18 protein-coding genes and 1 tRNA gene are annotated in these 25,149 nt (G+C 48.6%); 9 read left to right on the top strand and 10 right to left on the bottom strand.

Going from position 1 to position 25,149, the window contains the following annotated elements:
• The first annotated feature begins 131 nt into the window (after positions 1–131).
• Complete coding sequence (locus E5331_RS06410; protein ID WP_123483680.1) at positions 132–1,460, top strand: OmpP1/FadL family transporter; 1,329 nt, start codon at positions 132–134, stop codon at positions 1,458–1,460.
• A 69-nt stretch (positions 1,461–1,529) separates the two neighbouring features.
• Here E5331_RS06410 and E5331_RS06405 read toward each other — a convergent pair.
• Positions 1,530–1,614: transfer RNA gene (locus E5331_RS06405), tRNA-Leu, on the bottom strand.
• A 427-nt stretch (positions 1,615–2,041) separates the two neighbouring features.
• Here E5331_RS06405 and E5331_RS06400 point away from each other — a divergent pair.
• The 6 genes from E5331_RS06400 to E5331_RS06375 all read left to right on the top strand — a co-directional run bounded on the left by E5331_RS06400 (position 2,042) and on the right by E5331_RS06375 (position 9,802).
• The gene (locus E5331_RS06400) at positions 2,042–3,202 is read left to right on the top strand and encodes an aldose epimerase family protein (protein WP_135984136.1); all 1,161 of its coding nucleotides are present in this window, start codon (positions 2,042–2,044) and stop codon (positions 3,200–3,202) included.
• Between the two features lie 122 nt (positions 3,203–3,324).
• On the top strand, positions 3,325–5,022 hold the full coding sequence (locus tag E5331_RS06395) for a sodium:solute symporter (protein ID WP_135984134.1): 1,698 nt from the start codon (positions 3,325–3,327) through the stop codon (positions 5,020–5,022).
• A gap of 42 nt (positions 5,023–5,064) precedes the next feature.
• Positions 5,065–5,724: an NUDIX hydrolase gene (locus tag E5331_RS06390; protein WP_123483677.1), complete on the top strand. Its 660-nt coding sequence runs from the start codon at positions 5,065–5,067 to the stop codon at positions 5,722–5,724.
• Between the two features lie 77 nt (positions 5,725–5,801).
• Positions 5,802–6,488 carry an L-ribulose-5-phosphate 4-epimerase gene (gene araD / locus E5331_RS06385; RefSeq protein ID WP_123483726.1) on the top strand — a complete coding sequence of 229 codons (687 nt, stop codon included), beginning with the start codon at positions 5,802–5,804 and terminating at the stop codon, positions 6,486–6,488.
• 174 nt (positions 6,489–6,662) lie between these two features.
• The gene (gene araA, locus E5331_RS06380) at positions 6,663–8,192 is read left to right on the top strand and encodes an L-arabinose isomerase (RefSeq protein WP_123483676.1); all 1,530 of its coding nucleotides are present in this window, start codon (positions 6,663–6,665) and stop codon (positions 8,190–8,192) included.
• Between the two features lie 11 nt (positions 8,193–8,203).
• Positions 8,204–9,802 carry a xylulokinase gene (locus E5331_RS06375; protein WP_135984132.1) on the top strand — a complete coding sequence of 533 codons (1,599 nt, stop codon included), beginning with the start codon at positions 8,204–8,206 and terminating at the stop codon, positions 9,800–9,802.
• 204 nt (positions 9,803–10,006) lie between these two features.
• Here the strand turns inward: E5331_RS06375 and E5331_RS06370 are convergent, their stop codons facing one another.
• The gene (locus E5331_RS06370; RefSeq protein ID WP_136013227.1) at positions 10,007–13,975 is read right to left on the bottom strand and encodes a hybrid sensor histidine kinase/response regulator transcription factor; all 3,969 of its coding nucleotides are present in this window, start codon (positions 13,973–13,975) and stop codon (positions 10,007–10,009) included.
• Positions 13,976–13,986: 11 nt separating this feature from the next.
• Positions 13,987–15,372: a DUF6055 domain-containing protein gene (locus E5331_RS06365; protein ID WP_275441115.1), complete on the bottom strand. Its 1,386-nt coding sequence runs from the start codon at positions 15,370–15,372 to the stop codon at positions 13,987–13,989.
• A 353-nt stretch (positions 15,373–15,725) separates the two neighbouring features.
• On the opposite strand from E5331_RS06365, the gene E5331_RS06360 reads away from it, so the two are divergent.
• On the top strand, positions 15,726–15,905 hold the full coding sequence (locus tag E5331_RS06360; RefSeq protein ID WP_123483673.1) for a hypothetical protein: 180 nt from the start codon (positions 15,726–15,728) through the stop codon (positions 15,903–15,905).
• A gap of 3 nt (positions 15,906–15,908) precedes the next feature.
• Positions 15,909–16,514, top strand: coding sequence for a GNAT family N-acetyltransferase (locus tag E5331_RS06355; protein WP_275441112.1), 606 nt, complete (start codon positions 15,909–15,911; stop codon positions 16,512–16,514).
• Between the two features lie 195 nt (positions 16,515–16,709).
• Here E5331_RS06355 and E5331_RS06350 read toward each other — a convergent pair whose 3' ends face one another.
• The 7 genes from E5331_RS06350 to E5331_RS06320 form a co-directional block, all read right to left on the bottom strand.
• Positions 16,710–17,147, bottom strand: coding sequence for a DUF2442 domain-containing protein (locus tag E5331_RS06350; RefSeq protein WP_168355162.1), 438 nt, complete (start codon positions 17,145–17,147; stop codon positions 16,710–16,712).
• Between the two features lie 265 nt (positions 17,148–17,412).
• Complete coding sequence (locus tag E5331_RS06345; protein WP_135984124.1) at positions 17,413–17,862, bottom strand: hypothetical protein; 450 nt, start codon at positions 17,860–17,862, stop codon at positions 17,413–17,415.
• 476 nt (positions 17,863–18,338) lie between these two features.
• Positions 18,339–20,627: a DUF6055 domain-containing protein gene (locus tag E5331_RS06340; RefSeq protein ID WP_135984122.1), complete on the bottom strand. Its 2,289-nt coding sequence runs from the start codon at positions 20,625–20,627 to the stop codon at positions 18,339–18,341.
• A 78-nt stretch (positions 20,628–20,705) separates the two neighbouring features.
• Complete coding sequence (locus E5331_RS06335) at positions 20,706–21,965, bottom strand: BACON domain-containing protein (RefSeq protein ID WP_123483668.1); 1,260 nt, start codon at positions 21,963–21,965, stop codon at positions 20,706–20,708.
• Between the two features lie 6 nt (positions 21,966–21,971).
• Positions 21,972–22,370 (bottom strand): hypothetical protein, encoded by a 399-nt coding sequence (locus E5331_RS06330; RefSeq protein ID WP_123483667.1) that lies wholly within the window; start codon positions 22,368–22,370, stop codon positions 21,972–21,974.
• 56 nt (positions 22,371–22,426) lie between these two features.
• Positions 22,427–23,440: a DUF4859 domain-containing protein gene (locus E5331_RS06325; RefSeq protein ID WP_123483666.1), complete on the bottom strand. Its 1,014-nt coding sequence runs from the start codon at positions 23,438–23,440 to the stop codon at positions 22,427–22,429.
• 30 nt (positions 23,441–23,470) lie between these two features.
• Positions 23,471–25,138, bottom strand: a complete 1,668-nt coding sequence (locus E5331_RS06320) for a RagB/SusD family nutrient uptake outer membrane protein (protein ID WP_123483665.1) — start codon at positions 25,136–25,138, stop codon at positions 23,471–23,473.
• Positions 25,139–25,149 lie beyond the last annotated feature (11 nt).

Here is a 25,149-nt window from a genome sequence, read left to right as displayed (position 1 = left end):
CACAATATGCTACAAAGCGCTCATCTAACATAAAAATACGAAATATTGACCAACTAATAAGCAAATTTAGGATATTTATTGCCGTTTTTCGATTTTTTAATATTACCTTTGCAGCCGAAATTAACTTTATTATGAAATTTTCCACTATCAAAAGCGCGGCTATCGCAGCCGCTCTCATCCTCCCCTCCGCATCTGTAATAGCGGAAGGGTATCAGGTAAACTCTCTCAGCACACGACAGCTCGGCATGGGACATGCCGGAATCGGTATGAAACTTGGTGCGGAAAGCCAGTTCTTCAATCCTGCGGCAATGGCATTCATGAACGACAAGGTGGATCTCTCCGCCTCTTTCAATGCCATATTCCCGACATGCACCGCCACCGTCGGAGGGAAGGAGTACACCACCGACAACAAGGCTTCCACACCCTTCAGTATTTTCGGCGCGTTCAGCATCTTCGACAATCTCAAAGCCGGTATATCCGTATATACCCCCTACGGCAGTTCAATCGACTGGACCGACAACTGGCCCGGCGCGACCCTCAACCAGTCTGTAAGTCTCGCAGCCTATACTGTGCAGCCTACAATCTCTTGGAAAATATTGCCCAACCTCTCTATCGGCGCGGGATTGACCATGACATGGGGATCGGTGAATCTCAACAAAGGACTCATCGACGGCAAGACCCTCGACGCAATGCTCGCCGCAATAGGCAGCCAATATAGATTTGGGGATGTGACGCCTGCCTCTGTCAATCTCAACGGTAAGGCGGATATGGCATTCGGCGTGAATCTCGGCGTGATGTATGATTTTTCAGAACATGTAAGTGCCGGTGTGAATTTCCGTTCAAAAAGCATGATGAAGGTGAAGGCTGGTGAGACCACAGTCAGCTATGCCACCTCCGACCCCACTATTCTCGCGCTCCTCACTTCAAAGCTTGACGGAATCTCAAAGACAGATTTCAAAGCAGAGATGCCCTGTCCCGCCACTCTCGGATTCGGAGCATCATGGCATAACGACCGCGTAGTAGCCGACTTCGACGCCCAGCTCACATTCTGGAACGCCTATAAGAGTCTTGACATATCATTCGACGGTGCTTCACAGTTTGACCAGCATCTTGAGAAGAACTACCATAACTCATGGCTCATGCGTGCAGGCGTGGAATGGAAAACCACCCCTCGTCTTGACCTTCGTGCAGGTCTTATGGTCGATTTCTCCCCCTGCGATAAGGAATATTATAATCCGGAGACACCGGGCATGACAAAAATCGAACCGACATTGGGTCTGACATTCCGCCCCATACCATGCCTTGGAGTCAACTTGGCAGCGATGTACGTGGCAGGATGCGGAATCGACAACGCCTCCTACACCTCCACTAACGTACTTACCCAACAGCCGGAGACATTCACAGCCGACTACCGCGTTCACTCCTGGACAGCCTCCGTCGGTCTCTCCCTCTCATTTTAATACGCGTGCGCTACGCGCAATGTTACATATTACAAAAAAGGAGAGCATCTGTGATGCTCTCCTTTTTCGTACAGGAAGTGGGACTCGAACCCACACAGCCGGTAAGGGCCAAAGGATTTTAAGTCCTTCGTGTCTACCATTCCACCATTCCTGCAGCCAAAGCCACCTGTCGGTGCTGTTTGCGGATGCAAAGATAATGCTTTTACTCGTCATTCCGCCAATTTAAACATTTTTTAACTTTTCAGCAAAATTCCAAGTAGTCTTAGTAGTCCAAGTAGTCTTAGTAGTCCAAGAAGTCCAAGAAGTCTTAAGACCACTTGGACCACTTTGACTTCTTAGCCGCCTATAAGCTCCTGCAATCATTATCCGATTATTCCGATTATTGTCCAATTTATCCGATTTTAGCAAAATATGTTTTAAAACATATAAAAATAATTTGGAGCCGAAATTTTGAGTGTTAATTTTACACCCAAAATCAAAAAGCCTTTAGAACTTAGAGAAAAAGACCTCTCTATACCTAAAGAAAAACTCTTTCATCTAAGATATTTGACTTTTATTTAATCTAAATACATCTCCAAACAATGAAACAACTACGAATCGCAGCAGGCATCGGTGCACTTCTCGCCCTCGCAGCCTGCGGAAGTGGCAACGGCAATGTCCAGCTGACAAAGTCCGGTCTTAATCCGGAAAAATTCAAGGCAGAGTTCAAAGGCGACTCTACCGCCCTGTTCACTCTCGTCAACGCAAACGGCGCAGAGGCTTGCATAACCAACTTCGGCGGTCGTCTCGTGTCAATGATGGTGCCCGACAAGAACGGTGATTTCCAAGATGTAGTTCTCGGATTCGACAGCATACAGGCATACTTCCCTGAAAACAATCTCTCTGACTTCGGTGCATCTATCGGACGATATGCAAACCGAATCAACCAAGGTCGTTTCGTCATTGATGGCGACACAATCCAGCTTCCTAAGAACAATTTCGGTCACTGCCTCCACGGCGGCGGTGAGATGGGCGATCTCGGCTGGCAGTATCGCGTATATCAGGCAGAGCAGCTCAACGACTCCACTCTCGCCCTCACAATTGTATCTCCCGACGGCGACAACAAATTCCCGGGCAACCTGACCGCAACCGTGACTTACACACTTCGCGGTGACAATGCTCTCGATATTAAATATACAGCGACTACCGATAAACCCACTATCGTAAACCTTACAAACCATTCCTACTTCAACCTCTCCGGCGATCCGACTCACCCCATCACCGACAATCTCATGCAGGTTGTTGCCAACGGATACACTCCGGTAGACTCCACCTATATGACTACAGGCGAAATCGCCACTGTCGAGGGCACTCCGTTTGACTTCCGCACAGCACGCCCCGTCGGTGAGTTCATAAAGGATTTCTCCAACCAGCAGATCAAGAACGGCAACGGCTATGACCATAACTTCGTGCTTGACAACAACGGCAGCATCGACAACCTCGCCGTACAGCTCTATAGCCCGGAATCAGGCATCGTGCTCGACGTCTACACCAACGAGCCGGGAATGCAGGTATATTCCGGCAACTTCCTCGACGGAAAGGTGACAGGCAAGAAAGGTATCGTCTACAATCAGCACGCCGCTATCTGCCTTGAGTCGCAGCACTATCCCGACTCTCCCAACAAACCACAGTGGCCCAGCGTCCGTCTGAATCCGGGTGAGACCTACAATTCTGAATGTATCTACAAATTCAGTGTAAAATAATAACGCGAATCAAAATCGATACCTCTCTCCTCCCTCCTCTCCCCTTCCTTACCTATTATGTTATGCTCTAATAGCTCAACCTAATAATTACCAAAAACTCTAACATCTAACAAATCTAAATTATGCAAACCTTAGACTGGATTGTCATCGCACTATTCTGCTTGGCACTCATAGGCATTATCGTCTGGGTAATGCGTCAAAAACAAGGAAACGCCGAGGATTACTTCCTCGGAGGTAAGGATGCTACATGGATTGCTATCGGTGCGTCTATATTTGCATCCAACATCGGCTCAGAACATCTCATCGGTCTTGCCGGCTCAGGTGCATCCTCCGGTATGGCAATGGCACACTGGGAGATCCAAGGCTGGATGATCCTTCTTCTCGGCTGGGTATTCGTGCCCTTCTACACTCGCTCGATGGTCATAACCATGCCTGAATTCCTTGAACGTCGTTACAACGGTGCATCCCGCACTATTCTCTCTGTAATCTCCCTTATATCTTACGTATTGACTAAGGTTGCCGTTACAGTCTACGCCGGAGGTCTCGTCTTCCAACAGGTATTTGGAATCGACACACTCTGGGGAATCGATTTCTTCTGGATTGCAGCCGTAGGTCTTGTTGTGATCACAGCTCTCTACACAATCTTCGGCGGTATGAAGTCAGTGCTCTACACCTCTGTACTCCAGACCCCTATCCTCCTTCTCGGTTCACTCATCATCCTCGTGCTCGGTCTTAAAGAACTTGGCGGTTGGGACGAAATGATGCGAATCTGCTCTGCTGTTGAAGTAAATGAATATGGCGACACAATGACCAACCTTATCCGCAGCAACAGCGATAATCAATATCCTTGGCTCGGTGCATTGATTGGCTCTGCCGTGATCGGTTTCTGGTACTGGTGTACCGACCAGTTCATCGTTCAGCGTGTGCTCTCCGGTAAGAACGAGAAGGAATCACGCCGAGGCACAATCTTCGGTGCTTACCTCAAGCTCCTCCCCGTATTCCTCTTCCTTATCCCCGGTATGATCGCATTCGCCCTTCATCAGAAAATGGGCAGCTTCCTCCCCCTTGATCCCACCACAGGCAACGCCATCACTGACGCAGCCTTCCCCACTCTTGTAGCTAAATTGCTTCCTGCCGGTGTGAAAGGACTTATCGTCTGCGGTATCCTCGCAGCCCTCATGAGTTCACTTGCATCACTCTTTAACTCATCAGCAGCCCTCTTCACCATCGACTTCTATCAGCGTTTCCGTCCTAAGACCGATCCCAAGAAAGTGGTTAAGATCGGACAAGCAGCCACTATCGTCATCGTGGTTCTCGGCATCCTCTGGATTCCCGTGATGCGTTCAGTAGGCGACGTGCTCTATCTCTATCTGCAGGACGTTCAGTCAGTGCTTGCCCCGGGCATCGCAGCAGCATTCCTTATGGGTATCTGCTGGAAACGCGCCACTCCGCTTGGCGGCATGTGGGGTCTTATCTCCGGCTTGGCAATCGGTCTCATCCGTCTTGGTGCAAAAGTTTACTATGGCGGCATCTGTGGTCTTGAGCAAGGCGCAGGCGGCGGAAGCTTGATGCAGACACTCTTCTACGACTACAACTGGCTCTTCTTCTGCGGTTGGATGCTCGTATTCTGTCTGGCAGTCGTTATCCTCGTCAGCTTGTTCACCACACCCAAACCTGAAGCTGAGATCCAGGGTCTCGTATTCGGCACATCCACACCCGAACAGCGTGCTGCTACCCGCGCAAGCTGGAACAAGTGGGACGTGATCCATTCTATCATCATCCTTGGCATCACAGCTGCATTCTACTACTATTTCTGGTAATCCGGATATTTTACCAAAAACGAGTAATCATTCAAAGGGATAATGACAACTCCTCTAACGGCATATTCCTCCTTTCCACGGTTTCACGTCTCAGTCGACTGCATCATATTCGCTGTTGACAACGACAGCCTGAACGTGCTGCTGATAAAGCGTGATTTCGAACCGGAAAAAGGGAAATGGTCGCTTATCGGAGGCTTCGTCAACGACAATGAGAGCGTTGACGAAGCCGCCCGAAGAGTTCTTCAGGAGCTGACCGGTCTCAACGACGTCTTCGTGCGTCAGATTGGTGCCTTCGGTGAAATTGACCGCGATCCGGGTGCACGGGTGATCTCTGTGGCATACTTCGCATTGCTCAATAGAAATGAAGTGGATGAGAAGGTCCTTAAGGAATACAATGCCGACTGGGTGAACGTCAACACGCTACCGCCACTCGGGTTTGATCATCCGGGAATGATCAGCAAGGCTCTTTCCGTGATGCGGCGAAAGATTCTGACCGATGCACTCGCATTCAACCTTCTGCCTGAATATTTCACACTCACGCAGCTTCAGACGCTCGTGGAGACAGTGACAGGCAAGGAACTCGACAAACGGAATTTCCGCAAACGCATAGCGGAGATACCTGGACTCGAACAGACAGACCTCATCGATAAGGAATCATCGAAACGCGGTGCACGTCTATACCGGTTTGTGCATCCTGCATGACCATCGTAAGGATGACGGCATGCACAGGTCAAATAATATTTTTCAATTTAATTCTGACTCTCTTAATAATTAGCTATATGCTCGAACAACTTAAGAAAAAAGTTTGTGAAGCCAACCTCGAACTTGTGGCTCACGGTCTCGTGATTTTCACATGGGGCAACGTCTCCGGCATCGACCGTGAACGCGGTCTTGTAGTGATCAAGCCCTCCGGCGTAAGCTACGACAATATGAAACCTGAGGATATGGTAGTGGTGGATCTTGCCACAGGGAAAGTGGTGGAAGGCTCACTGAAACCCTCCTCCGACACCCCCACCCATCTCGCACTCTACCGTGCATTCCCCGAAATCGGCGGTGTAGTACACACCCACTCCACATTCGCCACTGCATGGGCTCAGACAGGGAATCCGATCCCGAATATCGGCACCACACACGCCGACTATTTCCATGAGGCAATCCCCTGCACCCGCTCAATGACAGAGCAGGAGGTAAAAGGCGACTACGAGCTGGAGACCGGCAACGTGATTATCGAGACATTCGAGGGCATGAACCCAATGCACACCCCCGGCGTACTCGTCAACAACCACGGACCCTTCACATGGGGCAAGACACCCCACGAGGCAGTACACAACGCAGTCGTGCTCGAACAGGTGGCAAAGATGGCATTCGTGGCATTCACCCTCAACCCGCAGCTCACGATGAACCCGCTCCTCGTAGAAAAGCACTTCAACCGCAAACACGGTCCCAACGCCTACTACGGGCAATAATCACGCCGCAGCATCCTCATGCTACCCCATGATATAACACGATGCATCATGATAAATCATGATACAACATGTTACATCATGATACCTCATGTTACATCATGATACATCATGATACAACAAAACAACCAAAACCAACAAAAAACAAAACCAACAACCTAAAAAAACAATACAACCATGTTTGAAAACTATGAAATCTGGTGGGTAACAGGTGCCCAGCTCCTCTACGGAGGCGATGCAGTTGTCAAAGTCGACGCTCATTCACGCGAAATGGTAGAAGGTCTCAACAACTCAGGCAACCTTCCCGTAAAAGTAGTATATAAAGGCACAGCCAACTCATCAAAAGAGGTAAGCGAAATCATGCTCGCTGCCAACAACGACCCCAAATGTGCCGGTGTCATCACTTGGATGCACACATTCTCACCCGCAAAAATGTGGATCCGCGGTCTGCAGCAGCTCAACAAGCCGATGCTCCACTTCCACACACAATACAATGCCGAAATTCCATGGAACGACATGGATATGGACTTCATGAACCTCAACCAGAGTGCACACGGCGACCGTGAGTTCGGTCATATCTGCACCCGCATGCGCATCCGTCGCAAAGTTGTCGTAGGACATTGGAGCGACCCCGAGGCTCAGAAAAAAATCGCCGTATGGGAGCGCGTGGCTGTAGCTTGGGCTGATGCTCAGGACTGCCTCATCCTCCGCTTCGGCGACCAGATGAACAACGTTGCCGTGACCGACGGCGACAAGGTGGAGGCTGAACAGCGTCTCGGCTACCACGTGGACTACACCCCCGTAAGCGAGCTGATGGAATACCACAAGCAGATCAAGGAGGAGGATATCAAGGCTCTCGTGGAGACTTACTTCAACGAATATGTTGTAGCCGACAATCTGAAAGATCCCTCTACTGAGGAATACAAGAAGATCTGGAACGCCGCTCACGCTGAGCTCACTCTCCGCGCAATACTCAAGGCTAAGGGTGCGAAAGGCTTCACCACAAACTTCGACGACCTCGGCACTAACGACATCAACGATCCCAAATTCGTCGGCTTCGACCAGATTCCGGGTCTCGCTTCTCAGCGTCTCATGGCTGAAGGCTACGGCTTCGGCGCAGAGGGCGACTGGAAGAGCGCGGCTCTCTACCGCACAGTATGGGTGATGTCGGAAGGTAAAGGCTGCTCATTCCTTGAGGACTACACTCTCAACTTCGACGGCAAGAACAGCTCAATCCTCCAGGCGCACATGCTTGAGGTGTGCCCCCTCATCGCAGAGGAGAAACCTCGTCTGGAAGTTCACTTCCTCGGCATCGGTATCCGCAAGAGCCTCACAGCACGTCTCGTGTTCACATCTCGTCCGAACCCCGGCATCACTGCCACAGTCGTTGACCTCGGCAACCGTTTCCGTCTGATCGCAAACGACGTAGAGTGCATCAAGTCGAAACCGCTTCCGAAGCTTCCCGTGGCATCCGCTCTCTGGATTCCCATGCCCAACTTCGAGACAGGCGCGGCTGCATGGATTCTCGCCGGCGGCACTCACCACTCTTGCTTCTCCTACGAGCTCACCCCCGAATACTGGGAAGACTACGCAGAGATCGCAGGCATCGAGATGGCACACATCAACGCCCACACCACAATCCCGGCATTCAAGGATTCACTCCGCTGGAACGAGGTGTACTACATGCTTAACAAATCACTTTGCTAATCCCTCCCCTCATGCCTGAAAAAGCAAAAGCAACCATAGAGTCGGGTAAAGCCATCCTCGGTATAGAGTTTGGCTCTACCCGCATCAAGGCTGTCCTCATCGACGAGAACAACAACCCCATAGCCCAGGGTAGCCACGAATGGGAAAACCAGTTTGTCAACAATCTCTGGACCTACAGCCTGGAGGCTATCTGGTTTGGCGTTCAGGACTGCTACCGCGACCTCCGCGAGAACGTGAAGGAGAAATATGGCGTGGAGATCACCTCGCTTGCCGCTATCGGCATCAGCGCGATGATGCACGGCTACATGCCGTTCGACAAGGATGGCAACATGCTCGCCCCGTTCCGCACATGGCGCAACACCAACACCGGTGAGGCTGCATCCATCCTTTCCGAGCTCTTCCAGTATAACATACCTCTCCGCTGGAGCATCTCTCATCTCTACCAGGCTATCCTCAACGGTGAGGAGCACGTGAAAGATGTGGCGTTCATCACCACACTCGCCGGATATATCCACTGGCAGCTCACCGGAGAGAAAGTCATCGGCATAGGCGACGGCTCCGGCATGATACCCGTGAATCCGGAGACAAAGAACTACGACGCCACTATGGTGGAGAAGTTTGACAACCTCATCGCCGACAAAGGTTTCTCTTGGAAACTGGAGGATGTGCTTCCGAAAGTGCTCCTGGCAGGTGAAAACGCCGGCACACTCACTGAAGAGGGTGCCAAGAGACTCGACATCTCCGGCAATCTCCAGGCAGGCGCACCCCTTTGCCCGCCTGAAGGCGACGCAGGCACCGGCATGGTGGCAACCAACGCCGTGAAGCAGCGCACAGGCAACGTGTCTGCCGGCACGTCATCATTCTCGATGATCGTTCTGGAGAAAGAGTTGAGCAAGCCTTACGAGATGATCGACATGGTGACCACCCCCGACGGTAGCCTCGTGGCAATGGTGCACTGCAACAACTGCACCTCCGACCTCAACGCATGGGTGGGTCTCTTCCGTGAATATACCGAACTTCTCGGCGTGCCCGTTGACATGAACGAAATCTTCGGCAAGCTCTACAACAACGCTCTCACCGGCGACCCGGATTGTGGTGGTCTCGTATCCTACAACTATTTCTCCGGCGAGCCTATCACCGGACTTAACGAGGGACGTCCGCTCTTCGTGCGTTCAGTCGGCAACCGCTTCAACCTCGCCAACTTCATGCGTGCCAACATCCACGCAGCCGTTGCGTGCCTGAAGATCGGCAACGACATCCTTTTCAACGACGAGAAGATCAAGGTGGACCGTATCACCGGACACGGCGGTCTCTTCAAGACTCCGGGCGTGGGTCAGCGCATACTTGCCGCAGCCCTCAACTCCCCCATCTCCGTAATGGAGACAGCCGGAGAGGGTGGCGCATGGGGCATGGCTCTCCTTGCAGGCTATCTGGTCAACAACCACAATGACCGCAACCTCGCCGACTACCTTGAGATGGAGGTCTTCGCCGGCAACACCGGCGTGAGCATCTCCCCGACAGAGGAAGACGTTGCAGGCTTCAACGTATATATCGAGAACTACATGGAGGCACTCCCCGTGGAGAAAGCCGCCGTGGAATATAAGAAATAGGTTTATAGTTTATAGTTTATGGGGGATAGATTATGGTTTATGGGGTAGGATTTATAGTTTATGGGTTATGATAAACGGTACAAATGTACGACCTTAAACCTTAAACCCTAAAACCTAAACCATAAACTATAAACCATAAACTATAAACCTTAAGTAAAAATTGGCAAGAGGATGTGCGCAACCCGCACATCCTCTTTTTCCGCATCAGCTTTCGGCTACGAAATCACCCGGCTTCATACCGAACTGCTTCTGGAAGCATCGGGCGAAATATGAACTGCTGTTGAACCCCACCATATAGCTCACCTCATTGATGCGGTATTTACCCTCCTTCAGCAATGCGGCGGCACGCTTCAGACGCGTTATCTGGATCAGTTCATTAGGCGTGACGTCGGCAAGACTGCGTATCTTGGTGTAGAGTCCGCTGCGGCTTATGCCGATATGGTCGGCAAGAAACTCCACGTTAAGCTCCGGATTGGAGAAATTCTCCTCTATGAGAGTCTGAAGTCTGGTCAGGAACTCGTTATCCACCTGAGTTGAGGCAAGAGTGGTCATAGGCTCAAGAGGCATGTCGGCAAACTTACGTTTCAGCATGGTGCGCATCTCCAGAAGATTTGCCACACAGGCGGCAAGATAATTGGTGGAGAACGGTTTCTCCAGATAGAAATCCGCCCCCGACTTCATCGTCTCTATCTTCGACATATTATCGGTCTTGGCAGTCAGCATCACAAACGGCACATGGCAAAATCTCTCATCACCCCTCACCCTCTTAAGAAACTCCACACCATCCATGACGGGCATCATCCAGTCGCATATTATCAGCGACACACTATGGCGCGACATCTTCTCGAGAGCTACCTTGCCGTTGTTTGCCGTCACCACCTCATAATTGGCATCGAAACTTGAAGAAACGAATCTAACCATCTCCTCATTGTCATCCACCACAAGAAGCACCGGACGGTTACTGCCATCCACTTTCTTCACCACAGCATCCTGTGGTTCGGCATCCGGCTCCACCACATCGGTCTCCTCGGCAGGCATCACATTCTCCTGTCTTACCGGGAATATAGCCGTGAATTTCGACCCTTTACCCGGCACACTGTCAAGCTCTATCTCTCCGCCGTGGGCATCCACCACGCTCTTCACGATCGACAGTCCGAGACCGGTGCCGCCACGTGCCTCGCTGATATTGTCGAGCACTTGGAAAAACGGCTTGAAAATCTTGTCGCGGTTCTCCTTCGTGATACCGATACCGTTATCCTCCACGCTTATCATGAATCTCTTACCGTCAGGCAGAATCTGACATTCCAGTCGTATCATATCCTTCGTAAACTTCCGGGCATTATTGAGAAGATTGCTGACGAGCTTGGTGACAGCCTCCGGATCCACATCCACACGTACATCAGCAGGCGGGCAACTGACCGTCAGGCTCACGCCCTTCTGTTCGAGCGACGGACGGAAACGCTCGGTGACATTCTCTATCAACGGGGTTATCAACTCACTCCGGAAACCCACGGTAAGGGCGTTGTCCTCCACCTTCTTGAAATCGAGAAGCTGATTGACGAGCGAAAGCAGACGCCGCGCATTCCTTTGGATTACCTTCAGATCATCCTTCACACCCGTAGAGAACTCCTCCTTCGAATCAAGTATCTTCTCCAACGGACCGATTATAAGCGACACCGGAGTGCGTATCTCATGCGCCACCACCGTGAAGAATTTCATCTTGGAGCGAAACATCTCCTTCTCCTTATTACCCAATATGCGGTCAAGTTCAATGACATGGTTACGCTCCATGCGGCTCACCATATATCTCAATCCCAAAAGCAGCAGAGCCACACCCGCCAGCACGTAGAGAGTCTTCATCCACACGGAGGCATACCATGCCGGCTCCACCACAATCCTCAGGCTTATACCCTCATCATTCCATACATCATCGGCATTCGCCGCCTGCACGCGAAGCACGTAGTCGCCCGACGGTAGATTGGAATATGTGGCGCGGTTATCCTTCCCCACCTCATGCCAACTCTTGTCAAACCCCTCCAGACGGTAGCGGTAGGCATTACCCGACGGATTCGCATAGCTCAACGCTGAGAAATAGATGCTGAACGTATGGTCGGCATGAGTCATTATCAGGCGGTCGATGCTGTTGAGCGATTCCGTCAGATTCCGCTCACCCACCTCCACCGGAGTGTTGATTATGTCAAGACCCGTAAACTTTATCTTCGGGGGCGCGGCATTATTGCGTGCCTCCATCGGATCCACACGGCAGAAACCATGCACCGTGCCATAATATATCTTTCCGTCGGAGGCATGGAGCGATGCCCCCGGCACAAACTGATTGTCGCTTATGCCGTCGGCATACGTGAAGAGGCGCGTCTTACCTGCACCGTTCACCCTCACGAGCCCCGACGTGGTGGCTACCCATAGGTCATCGCCCGACTTCACCACCGACAACGGCACAATATTCGGCGCGTCCATATCTATATGCTCAAAGCTGTCATTCTTCCGGTCATAACGGTAGACCCCGTAGATAGTGGCGACATACACCTCCCCGTCGCTCCCGACATGCACACAGTTGATATGATTATGAGGCAGACCTCCGGGCATTTTCGACGTGGTGTAGTTCTTCATCTTCCCGTCGGCGGTATTCATGCGGAAAAGACCACGCCCCTGCGTGGCAATCCAGAGTTCACCATTACGGTCCTCCTCTATCCCGATTATCCATGCCCCAAGGTTAGCCACATTCTCAAACGAATCATTCTCCTTATTATAGCGCGTCAGCATATCGGTAGAAGCCATCCACACGTTGCCCGCGTTATCCTTGCTCATTGCATAGCTGCTGTAGACGTAATCCCCCTCAACAGATACCTTGCGCCACGCACCCGTCTTCATGTCGAGCACCCCGGCACCCTTCGAATACGTCCCGACCCACAGACGGTCGCCATCTGCTAAAAGAGCGTTGACGTTGTCGGTCTCATTCTTTCCGCCCAGCGGATAATGGGTGAAATGACCCGTGTCGGGTTCATAACGGCACAATCCGCCGTCGGCACTACCTATCCACACGTCGCCCCGCTCATCCTCACAGAATCGCGATATGACATTCCCACTCACCGAATTGGCGAAACGCGAATGATTCCATCTCCTGAACCGCTGCGAATCGCGGCTCATGTAGTTGACCCCTCGGTAGTAAGTGCCTACCCAGAGACCACCCTCCTCATCCCGCACTATTGGATAAACAAACCTGTCGGAAAGGCTCTGCGGATTCAGTTCATCCGATTTGTAGACGCGGCAATCACCCGTAGCCTTGTCAATCAGTGTCAACCCGCTGTCCGAACCCACCAAAAGCATCGAGGGGGAGTATTCCATGATAGAATGTACGTGCCACACCCTTCCGGCATCCTCCGTACCAAGCACCCATTCAGCCGCACCGGTGCGACCGTTAAAACGTAATATCCCCTGATCCCACGTGGCAAGCCAATAGTCGCCATGCGTGTCGCACATCATTGCCAGCGCACCGACCTGCGTCTTGTTGCCTCCTATCTTGATTTCAAACGGCTCGAATCGTGCACGCCCTCTATCAAAGCGATACATCCCGCCTCTGTTTGCGGTGCTCACGCACCATACAATATCTGACGCATCCACGTAGATCATACCGATGAAATTCGCAATCTCCGGAAAATCCTGATGAAAATCCACCATATCGTCAGAATTGATGTGAAACACACCCTTTCCATCCACCGACACCCATATTCCACCCGTCGAGTCGGTACTGATATCCTCAACCACCCCTGATATTTCCTCTTTCACCTTGTCGGAATATCTCAACGGGAATGGCACCAGGCACTCCTTCCGGCTGTCATAACGGTAGAGCATACGGTCAGAGCCTACAATCAACCCTTTATCAGAATTGCACAGGGAATGTATGAAGAAATCAGCACCATCCTCATCCTCCGGCACCATCACCTTCGACGTTGTGCCGTCAAACCTCACAAGTCCACCATCGGTGGCAAACCACATAAACCCCTCCGGACCCTGCACTATGTCGCGCACGCTGTTCGACGGCAAGATGTTCTCCGTCGTGTAATGCGTGAAGTTAAACTCCGGAGCGGTAAAGGCGCCACTCATTCTTGCCGGAATAAGCGACGCCACAAATATCAGAAGAATTAATCTTATCATTTCAAGTATGTTTAATCAGCTACCCTGATTGAATAGGGCCATTGAGCATCGCCGGGGTTCTCCTCGCCGTCGATGTTACGCCAATGCTCCGTGGGCGCGCCCATAACCACGAGCCAGAGATGCTCCACGTCCATACCCTCCGGAGCAGCGAAGCTGACACTCCCCTTGGCTGCCGACTGCATATCGCCGTAATGTGTGCCCCCATTCTTATCCACAGCCACTATGCCGTAGCGCCAGCCTGCCTTATCCTTGTTCTTGGTGAAATACCCCTTGCGTCCCGCCTCACCGCGGAACTGCACCTTCACCCCCTTGCCCTTCTGCGGCACAGGGAGCGCGATGACATTGAAGCCGTAGTTCTCCGGGCAATTCTCCGGCGCCACACGCTGCCAGCCACCGCCGGCATCCACTAATTTTGTTCCCCATTTGTTGGCATACGGACGTGCATTCTCGCGCACGCGGTCAATGTCCCAATTCACAAGACGCGCATAGTTCATCCACATCTCGTCATTAAACGACTTCTGATCCATTCCTGCAAGCCGCTTGTAGGTCATCACGGGATCCTCGCCTACCTTACCCTGACGGAAGAGTTCGGCGATGAAGGGTGTGCCATGCTTCTCCCCCCACAATTCAATAACGTAGGGGCTGTGATAGATATTGTCGATATGGAGATACGCCTTATGCGTCAGGTCGCGGAAGGCATTCAGATGGAAATTCTCATCCGTCTGCCAGTCGGGATTCACCTGCCAGAGCATCCACTGCGCCCCCATCTCATAGAAGCCACATCCTCCCCAGGCATCCCCCTCACCGTCGCATGAGATCTGCAATTGGAATGAATGGCCCAACTCATGGGCTATGCAGTTAAGCATCTTGTCCTGCACACGGTTCGGGGCAATCCAGAGGGCACCGATCTGTCCGTCGTAGTCGCCGCCGTAGGCAGTGCCCTCCAACGAATAGTCAAGCATCACCATCATCTTATATTTGTCGGCTTTCGTGCCGGGCTTCACAAATTTCAGGTCATGGTAGAAATAATCATAAAACCGCTGGAGACGCGCCATGAGGTTAGCGAGATCCACCTTCATGTTGTGCCCGTCAAGGTCGGGAGCCTGCGTTATGTCGTCGCCAAACTCCTTCGCCCAGAAGAGAGCCACATCGGGAGTGGAGACCATACGTTTGAAGCTCCATTTGCTGTCGGGACTGTTGAGATCCATCTCGCGCAGATCCTTCGGTATATAGATAGCCTTACCCTCGCGGGTGACGACCGGCACCGTCGCGGCAGCCGGATACGCCTCATCAGGGTTAAGGGCGATGACGCCCGACTTCGAAGGGTCGTTATCCTGTGCCGCAAGCAACGACGGCACCAAAAGAAGAGAGGAGACAAAAAGATGTCGGAGTTTCATGGAAGGTAGTTTAGAATGTTATGATAAATTTCTGCAAAATTAACCTTTCCCCCCATAAAACGATGCCACAAAAATCCAAAAACATACAAAAATCGTCCAATCCCCCTATTTTCACACGAAGAAACAAAAGAAATAAAAGAAATTCATTTTTATTAAAGAACTATATCGCAGTAAAATAAATTATAAAAATTTCTTTCTTTTCTTATATTTCTTCGTGAAATAATCTCTCCGTGTCTCCGTGGTAGATTAACCGCTGAGAGCAGAGTTTTTAGCCTCTCTGTACCACTTTCGATAAAACATTATCAGAATATTTTCGTTGTATAATAAATATCAAATGATTTAGATATCAATCTATGGCAATGACAATCAAGACATCCCCCGAATTGTGGGGAGAAGATGCCCGAATATTCATGGAAGAGGCTGAACGTAACAGTATGTTGCCTACGCCTAAACTCAACGCTATCCAACGTAAAACACTTTCTACAATGCTGGAGAGTGCCAAGAATATCATGTTCCCACCAGTCACCCATTAAATCATGCCAAATTTCTCTTTCGTAGAAAATACATTCATGGTTCCCTACACAAAAACGGTTGCCGACTACTGTAACCCTTTTTCTTGTGGAGATGAAGATCTTGATGACTTTTTTAACAACGATGTGTTTCTTTACGAAAAAGAATTGCTTGGCAAGACATATTGCTGGATTGACAAAAAAAATCAACGTGAGATAGTCGCTATTGCTACTTTGTCTTATGATGGTATTAAGATATTCACTCTTGACAACCCATCCAGAAACGCATTCTTAAGAAAAATTCCTCATCAAAAAAGACACCGCAGTTACCCGGCAGTTCTGATAGGCAGGCTTGGTGTCAGCAAACACTATCAAGGGAAAGGGCTGAATATTGGGTCTCAGCTTATGGATGCCCTTAAGTATTGGTTCGTTGATGAAAATAATAAAGCTGCATGCCGGTATATGTTGGTTGATGCTTACAATACAGAATCCACTACACACTACTACCAAAAGAATGGATTCAAACCTCTATATCGCTCTGAAGAAGGAGAAAAAGAAGCGTTTGGCATACCTTCCGACTACCCTTTGAAAAGTAGGATTTATTATTTTGATCTAAAACTAATCGCTCATTAAAATTATATCCTTCCATCTCTCCTCCAGCGCATAGATTAACCGCTGAGAGCGCAGAGAACACTGAGGTTTTTTATTTAATAATCTCCGCGTTCTCCGTGACCTCCGTGGTGGTTTAACCGCTGAGAGCGCAGAGAACACTGAGGTTTTTTATAATCTCCGCGTTCTCCGTGACCTTGATGGTGATTCTAAGTGAGGTTAACTGAGTTGAGGTAACTCTACTTCTGTAATCTGTTTGCGAATCGAGGAGAGTCCGTCACGGATTCTTTGCAACACATCAGGCGAGGGAGTCCACACCCCATAACGGAAACGTGCCAATTTTGTCCAGTGCATACCTATATATCCGGCAAATGCCTTAATATCAAGACAAGGGAAACGTGACAGAAGCATATTCACCTCATTATTATAATTGACCATCTCCCTCTCATAAAAATGAGAGATATGTATATCCTCATCTATAATATCCCAACGGATACTCCGGTCGTCATCCCAAAGATAATACTGCTCCCTTTCAGCTGACGACGCATACAGCAATGCCGGAAACACCTCCAGCGGTTGACTCAACTCAACACCAGTCTCCGTCAAGACATAAATACGTCCATCCCCAAACCATACCTTCACAATCCTATCATTCATACCTATCAATTTTTTCGTCATCCTCGGTAGATTCTCACGAAGAAACAAAAGAAATAAAAGAAATCCATTTTTATTAAAAAACTATATCGCAGTAAAATATATTATAAAATTTCTTTCTTTTCTTATATTTCTTCGTGCGATAATCTCTCCGTGTCTCCGTGGTAGATTAACCGCTGAGAGCGCAAAGACCACTGAGTTTTTTTATAATCTCTCCGTGTTCTCCGTGACCTTCGCGGTGGTTTAACTGCTGATAACGCGGTATCTTTTAGTTTTTATTTCTCTTTAGCTGGAAATTCACTTCATGAAATGCATCTCCATTATACATAGGATCCATACCTTCCACATAACACTCCAACCAATATCTAAGTTTTACCACAACCGAATCCGGCTCGTATGCCGTATCTTTCGGTATACACACCACCTTGAACGCCTCATACACGTTAGTCTCATCAAAAAAATGATATTTGCCACCATCTTCCGTTTTATTGGTCTGAATGGATTTGACACCGGAAGGATCGGTAGGAATGGAGATACGCATCTCAGCCTCCAACGGCTCACCGGAGTCGGCTGCGCTCACGTTGCCTTTAATACTGTAACGACCAAACGGCAAGTCTCGATTGATTTTGCCAGGCTCATCATCATTGGATGAGCAACCCGCCGCAAAGACTGTCAAGCCTGCGACACACAGAGATGATAATGATTTTATCAGTTTCATATATCACGATATAGTTTAGTGAATAAATTTACTGAAGTTTCGCAAGCTGCACTTCAGTGGTTTAAAGTTTATTGTTTAAGGTTTAAGATTCACGGAAATCCACGAATCTTTTCATTATACAAAATGTAATGATAATAAACCATAAACTTTAAACCATAAACCTTTTATAAAAGGATAAAACATGAGGAATAATCCTCTTCAATAAGAAGATAACAGAATTACCAAAATACTGCATGGGAATGCAAAAAAAATCATAATTTTTTTTACATCCCCATGTTTGATCCTGACCCATAAGCAAGAAGATCCTGCCGATTGGTAAGTAACCGAAGTTTCGCAAGCTGCACTTCAGTGGCTTAAAGTTTATTGTTTAAGGTTTAAGGTTTAAGATTCACGGAAATCTACGAATCTTTTCATTATACAAAATGTAATGATAATAAACCATAAACTTTAAACCTTAAACCTTTTAAGTGAACTGATCACTTAAAATTATACGTGATGTTGAATCTGAATGTCTTTGTCTTGCCGCCGGAGGTATAGACAAAGACCGGACGCATCGTTATCACATCGCCAGCCACACCGGCTTCAGCACCTAACTTACCAAGGCTTAGCACCGATCCATTAATCTCATAATAGACTGCATGACCGTTGCCCCATGCAACAGCATTTCCATCCTTATTAAGCCAATATCCTACATTCGCAGTCGGCATGGCAGATAATGAACCATCGGATTCACCATTGAAGACTACGATCTTACCCTCCTGAGCCTCCTGTTTGGTGCCGTTGACCGGCTGCACGATTGCATTTGCAAGTGCCAACGCATCAAGACCGAAATAATCGCATACCGCCTTCTCCGCAATGTCGTAGGTAGCTGCAATCCATTCCGTATCGGAAGAATTGATTGAAAGACTCAGATTACCGACAAGTTCACCATCCTTCTCACTAAACTTAGCCTCTGCAGGCTCCGTATATTTCAGAAGATCAGTGCCCTCTAAGGTGATGGCATACGGGAATTGCGGATCATTAGTCTCATCCTCATCCCAAGCGTGCGACATATAAGTCTCAGGCGAACCCTGCACCACAAGCATCAGATGCTCCGTGCCGGCAGGCACATTGAAACTCAACGAGCCGTCAGCATTCTTGCCTACCTCGCTATACGTGCGCGTATTGCCATTGAGAGCTACGAAACCATATCTCCAGCCCATGTTTGAAGCACCCCCGGCAGCATTATATTTGGATGGTTTCCCTTTCGGATTACCATCGCCATCCTCAATATTGCTCTTATCCTTGGCGGCAAGCGGTTCGCCATAACCGAGTCCACGGAAATTGACCTTGACAGTCCCTCCCTCAGAAGGCACCACAAGAGGAGTCACGTTAAAGCCTGTAGCTCCCGGACAATTGTCATACGCCACCTGATACTCACCCTTGTCATTCTTAACAAAATGAGTGTTGTATCTTCCTTGATAACCTGCTGCATAGTCTCGCACATCCTTGATATCGTATGTAGCCATGCGCATTGCATAATCAAACAGTTCCTCACGTGTCTTGGCATAATCATCGCCGTTATAAAGACGCGTATATGTCATTATGGCATCTTCGGGAGCATGTGATTCAGTCCATATTCTACCATACGCCTCAACACCATGCTTCTCCACCCAATAGCTCTGAAGCCAATAAGATGCATAACGCTGGAACTCATGATGGAAATGACGATGACAGTTGGCAAGCCATACGGAATAGTTGTAGCTTTCAAACTGCTCAACGGGATAATCGCGCTGTGCCTGCCACTGCGCACACTGTTCCCAATAAGCGCAACCGCTATCCAGATTGACGAAACCATAGCGGAAACCGCTCTGATGATCATTTGAAGCACCCTGCTTCTGCACACGGTCAGCATAAGTCTGATACTGGAATGAATGTCCGATCTCATGTGCGATAGTCGACCCTACAGGCTGGCACGTCGAGGGATTTATCCAGAGCGCACCGATCATATCGTCATATCCTGAACCGGTTGCAAGCCATTCATCCTGATAAAGGAGATAAATCTGCATCTTATAGTCGTCAAGCACAGATTTCCCCTCTCCCAAGGTAGCCATGTGGAGCTTGTTGATATTCGTATCAAAGAAATGTTCAGCCTTCGCAAGAAGATCGTCTATATCCACGCGCATTGCGGCAGGCACAGTCGGTCCATTCGGATTGTCGCCAAACTCGGGAGCCCAGAATACAAAGAAGTGTTCCGATGATTTATATCTTGCAAATGAGAATTGCGAACCTTTATACAGTATGCCCCTGCCATGCTCGGAGTTGGCAAAGAATTTGTCATAGTCCGGGATAGTAGCCGGATCAATCGTACCGGTTTCTCCCCCAACTATATCCGGAAGTGTGCCACCGAATTCCGGCTGACGAACCGTGAACATCACCTTTTGGTCGCCACTGACGAGATTGAATGTGGCGGCTCTCCCCTCTTTACCGGTATTCTGAGCCACTTTCACCTCAAGTGTGTTTTTACCGGCTTTTCCCGATGATGGAGCGAAATACACCCAATCCACGCCCCCTTCAAGCTCCACCCGCCATTGTCCGGGCGAAGTGAAACTGATCTTTTTAGCTTCGCTTTCATACGAGAAGGGAAGGTCTTTTGACTCCGGAAGGTCTGCAAACTCCTTTGCCACCTGAACCGGCTCATCCTTATCCTCGCTGCATGACGATACATATCCTCCACACAGCAGCAAAGCGGATAAAGCTGCGATATTTAAAAATTTTAATCTCATAAGATAGGTTATTAGATTGAATCATCCGGTCTTCCTACAATAATTCGGAATCCCGGATGATTCATAAAGTTCTACAAATTATTCCTCAACAGCTCCGGAAACCGTAACGTTGACGTTAAACATCACAACCTTGGCATTATACCAAAGACCGATATGAGAGGTGCCGGATATGTCGGTGACTCCGGGGAATGTGCCGATTGCCCATGATTCATTCTCCTCATCGGTTGCCTCATCGCCACCACCGTGATATTCAATGAACCAGCCTGCTCCGTCGCCCCAGTTGCAGATCTCTCCCGTCTTGCTGAACCAGTAGCCGTTGCCGCCAGTGAATGGTACGAACTCACCCTCTTCATCGTATGCCACGACCTTGCAGAGAGTTGGATTATTGGCACCAAGAAGCGAGCAAACCTCATCCGCATTAAACGGAACATAGATAGGTGCATAACCTACGGGACCCATATTTACGTCGAGATCTATGGTGCCTACTATCTCGCCCTTGAGATCCATCTTCGGGAAGACCACATCTACCTTAAACAGAGAGAACTTGCTGTGATCATCAGCAAATGTGAATCCGAAGTTAAGTGTATATTCCGTATCATCAGGCAGACCGGGCGCACGACCCACCACCAACGTGGGTTCATCACCTCCGTACACCTCTACGAAACAAGCATTCGCAGGATAACCGTCGCCATTCCAATTCGTCACGTTAAGTTCCGAATCAAGCCATGCGCTGCAGCGGGTGCCACCCGTTCCGGCAGAAAGCCACTTGCCATCTTTGCCGACCATAAAGAATTCAAGATTCCCCTCATCATCCACACCTTTTCCAAAATCCGCGATGCTCAGACCGAGATTGCCTTCAATAGCAGCAGCGAAAGTAGAGAATGGTATTTCAGTGGTGGCATAGTCAAGAGATTCCACCTCGATACTTGCCACAGATGGAGCCACTTGCGAATCGTCGGAACAACCTGCCTGAGTGACAGTCACAACACCTGATTTCTCGCCACAAATGACATTGACGGTTCCGGTACGAGGCAAACGATAGGGATTATGCTCGAAATTAAGATACATACGGAAGTCGCCGGCATTACCTCTTGACGGATCTATCATTATCCAAGAGTCGGTGGATTCCGCTTTCCAATCGGCATTTGCAGCCACTTCCACAACGCCCTCACTCTCGTCCCAAGATATATTGAGGGAAGCGAGATTCATCTCAAAATTTTCAGGAACCTTCACGACCGGTTCATCGTTATCATCATCGCTACAAGCCGTAAAGACAGGAGCCGACAATAACACCACCGATGCAAGGAGCCATTTGCTATATGTTTTCATTGATTTCATTGGATATTAGTTTTGAAACTGGATTGTTATTTGAGGATAACTCAAATTTTTAATCAAAATTTGTTTCTGTTCACCAGAAGAAATACCAAATGTTTGATTGTCACTGGTTGTTATGAATGCATATTTTGACACAGAAAAGGTAACTAATATACCCACTCCAGGAACAGTGCCATATTTTACCGGAATTTGTGTATACACTGGAGTACCTTGGGACGTAATGGTTTTATCGATAGGCATTGTAAATTTCACATTTCCAGTTCCGTAAACATCAACATATAAATACTCCGATACCGATGCATCCATAGGTTCCACTGTCTCTGCTTCAGAATCATAATTCTGAGCACATATCATAGGTGAGAAAAATAAACTCACCAAACTTATAAATAAAACTGCTATTGTTTTCATATTAAGAATTTATTGGGGAGTAACATGGCAATCACCATGTTACTCCTATTAATAGTTCAATTGAAAGTCACTGCTACTATAAACTGCAAGAAGTTGTCTGTATTTGCAATTTCAACGAAATCAAACGTCAATGTCACTTGGGTTCCTGCAGGGGTAGGCTTATTTGCATTTCCGAGATTATATGTTCCATCACCTACATATTCCATAAACATTAGATTCTTAGGATACCCATCATCACTCCAAGTAGTGATACTTAAATTTGGATCAAGCCAATAGCCTAAACCTCCTGATGTATAATCCGGACGCTTTTTATCTGCAGTCACAACACGTTTACCGTCTTTATCAACAAGATAAACATCAATCTCATCTTTTTCAAGTTTCTTGATAAAGTCATCTACAGTCAATCCCATAGCAAGCATTATGGATTCACTATAATTTTTGAAATTGATACTATAGGCACCATACGATGTGCCCGGAATCTTGGCAGAAAGGATAACCTTACTCGGATCGGTCACACTTGCATGTGATGTAAAACGGACATAATCATCAAAATCTGTACCATTTTTCTTAGCAAATCCAAAATCAAAATCACAAAGAGTACCTACTGCCGGAACACCAACAGCCTTGATTTCTACCCTTTTCTTATCCAAATCAAGCGAAATTGTAAACGTTGCATCCTCTGCATTGCAGATACCATTCTTTGAGTAATACCAACCATAATCTCCATAATTTGGAGAAGTCAGATTCCAACGCTGTCTTGCACCATTAATTGTGTAAAACACCACATCGCCATTAATCAGACTTGAAAGTGTCTCATCAACCGTCATGTTTAGTTTCTTATGGAATACAGATGCGTAGTCCTTAAGATTAATATACTGTGACTTCTCAATATTAGCAACTGGAAAGTCCATTTCAAGAGCAGTAGTTGCTCCGGCATCTGCACGGAGATAGGGAGCTTCACCTTCTGTGTAAACATGTTTCTCTGTGGCATCCATCGGATCATCGCTGTTACAGCTCACTCCTGTAAAGCCCAACAGAACACCAACTATATAAATATATGCTTTTTTCATTGTCTTTCAGTTTTTAAGTGTTAACTGATATTATCCGGCATATCCGGGATTCTGCACCAGTTTCGGGTTGCCGTCCATCGCTCCCTTCGGTATCGGGAATATGTCATAATGATGATCGGCAGGATCGGTAAGTGCATCCTTGCAGAACCATGATTTGCCATTCCATACGTTGCATCCGTTGCTCATCTTGAAGCGGATGAGATCCTGACGGCGATGTCCCTCTGCCACAAATTCCCATGCCAATTCATCAAGGAGCCCACCGAGAAGCACGTCGTCACCACCCTCATGAGTGATAATCCAATTATCGGGCTGATCCATCTCCGCCTTATTCTCGCGATGTCCATAGTCATAGCAACTGCCGCCACGGAGCTGTGCGACTGTGCGTATCGCCTTTGCCGGATTTGACGAGAAGTTGCGCTGACGCACCTGAGTCACAAGATCAGCGGCAACTGACTCACCCTCACCATTGTGAGAACCGGTGATACGGAGAAGACATTCGGCTTTCATGAGAAGCACATCAGCATAACGGAAGATGACCTGATCATCACAACCGCTACCCTTGTCACCACCAAGAATCTCATATTTCACGAGACGCTCACCCTCCTGCTCGTAGCATCCGGGCTTGTCAATCGAACGGAGTTCATGGGTATAGTTCAACTGAACGCCATCAATATAGATAGGCATACCATCCTTATCAAACTGCGGACCGGAAATCCAACAATCCTTGTAACGCTGGTCGTCAACATCGTAAGTCTCGATAAACTGGGGATGCGCACCACCACCGGAGGTAGCCCATCCATTGAAGCCCCATGTGGCGCGTCCGGCATTACACATCCAGAGATTGGCATAATAGTTGCCGGTAGCATATTTCTCCTCGTATGGGATTCCGAAAATCACCTCCGGTGAACCGGCGATGCTTTCGCGGAAATTATCCTTATAATTCGGGGCGAGAGAATATTTGCCCATGGCGATGATCTTATTCAACTCGTCGATGCAGAGACGGTAATAATTTTCATCCTCCACGTTGAACCACGCATTATGGTTGATATACATCTTTGCCAGAAGCATATTGACCGTGGCATTATTGATCTTGCCAAGCTCATTCAACTCTCCGAAAGCACCCTCCACATCCTTCAATTCGGAAACGATATAATCAAACATCTCCTGAGGGGTAACCTGCTCCGGGAGCCAACCCGCCTCATGCACGGATCCATCATCAAACGGTATATTGCGGAAGAGATCAAAGAGGAAATAGTAGTAGAGTGCGCGATATGCACGAAGCTGTGCCACAGAGGTGGCATCCTCTTGTATTATCTTATCCTGAAGGAGAGTGTTGCAGGCTGTAACGCCGGCGAATGCACGGTTCCATGCAGTGTCAAAAAAGTCAATCTTGCTATGGAACTCATGCTTATGAGTGGGCACATAGAGGTCGCCCCAACCGATACCTATACGATAAGGGACACACCACAGATCGGATGCCATATCCGCAAGATCGGTAAAACCAAACCAACCCCACACAAAATCGCGGAGTGAATTGTAGACGGGATAGAACATCGCAGTCCTCTCCATTTCGGAAAACTCGTGACCATCATCCACAACTTCTGAATATGCTACCTCATCAAGGTTGGTGCACCCGGCAGACATGCCAAGCATAGCAACCCCGACAGCGGAATATAATATTGATTTAATTGTTTTCATGTCTTTAATAA

Source organism: Lepagella muris, from assembly GCF_004793975.1.
Lineage (GTDB): Bacteria > Bacteroidota > Bacteroidia > Bacteroidales > Muribaculaceae > Lepagella > Lepagella muris.
The sequence above is the reverse complement of the archived record's forward strand: the minus strand, read 5'-3'. Positions and strand labels throughout refer to the sequence as shown.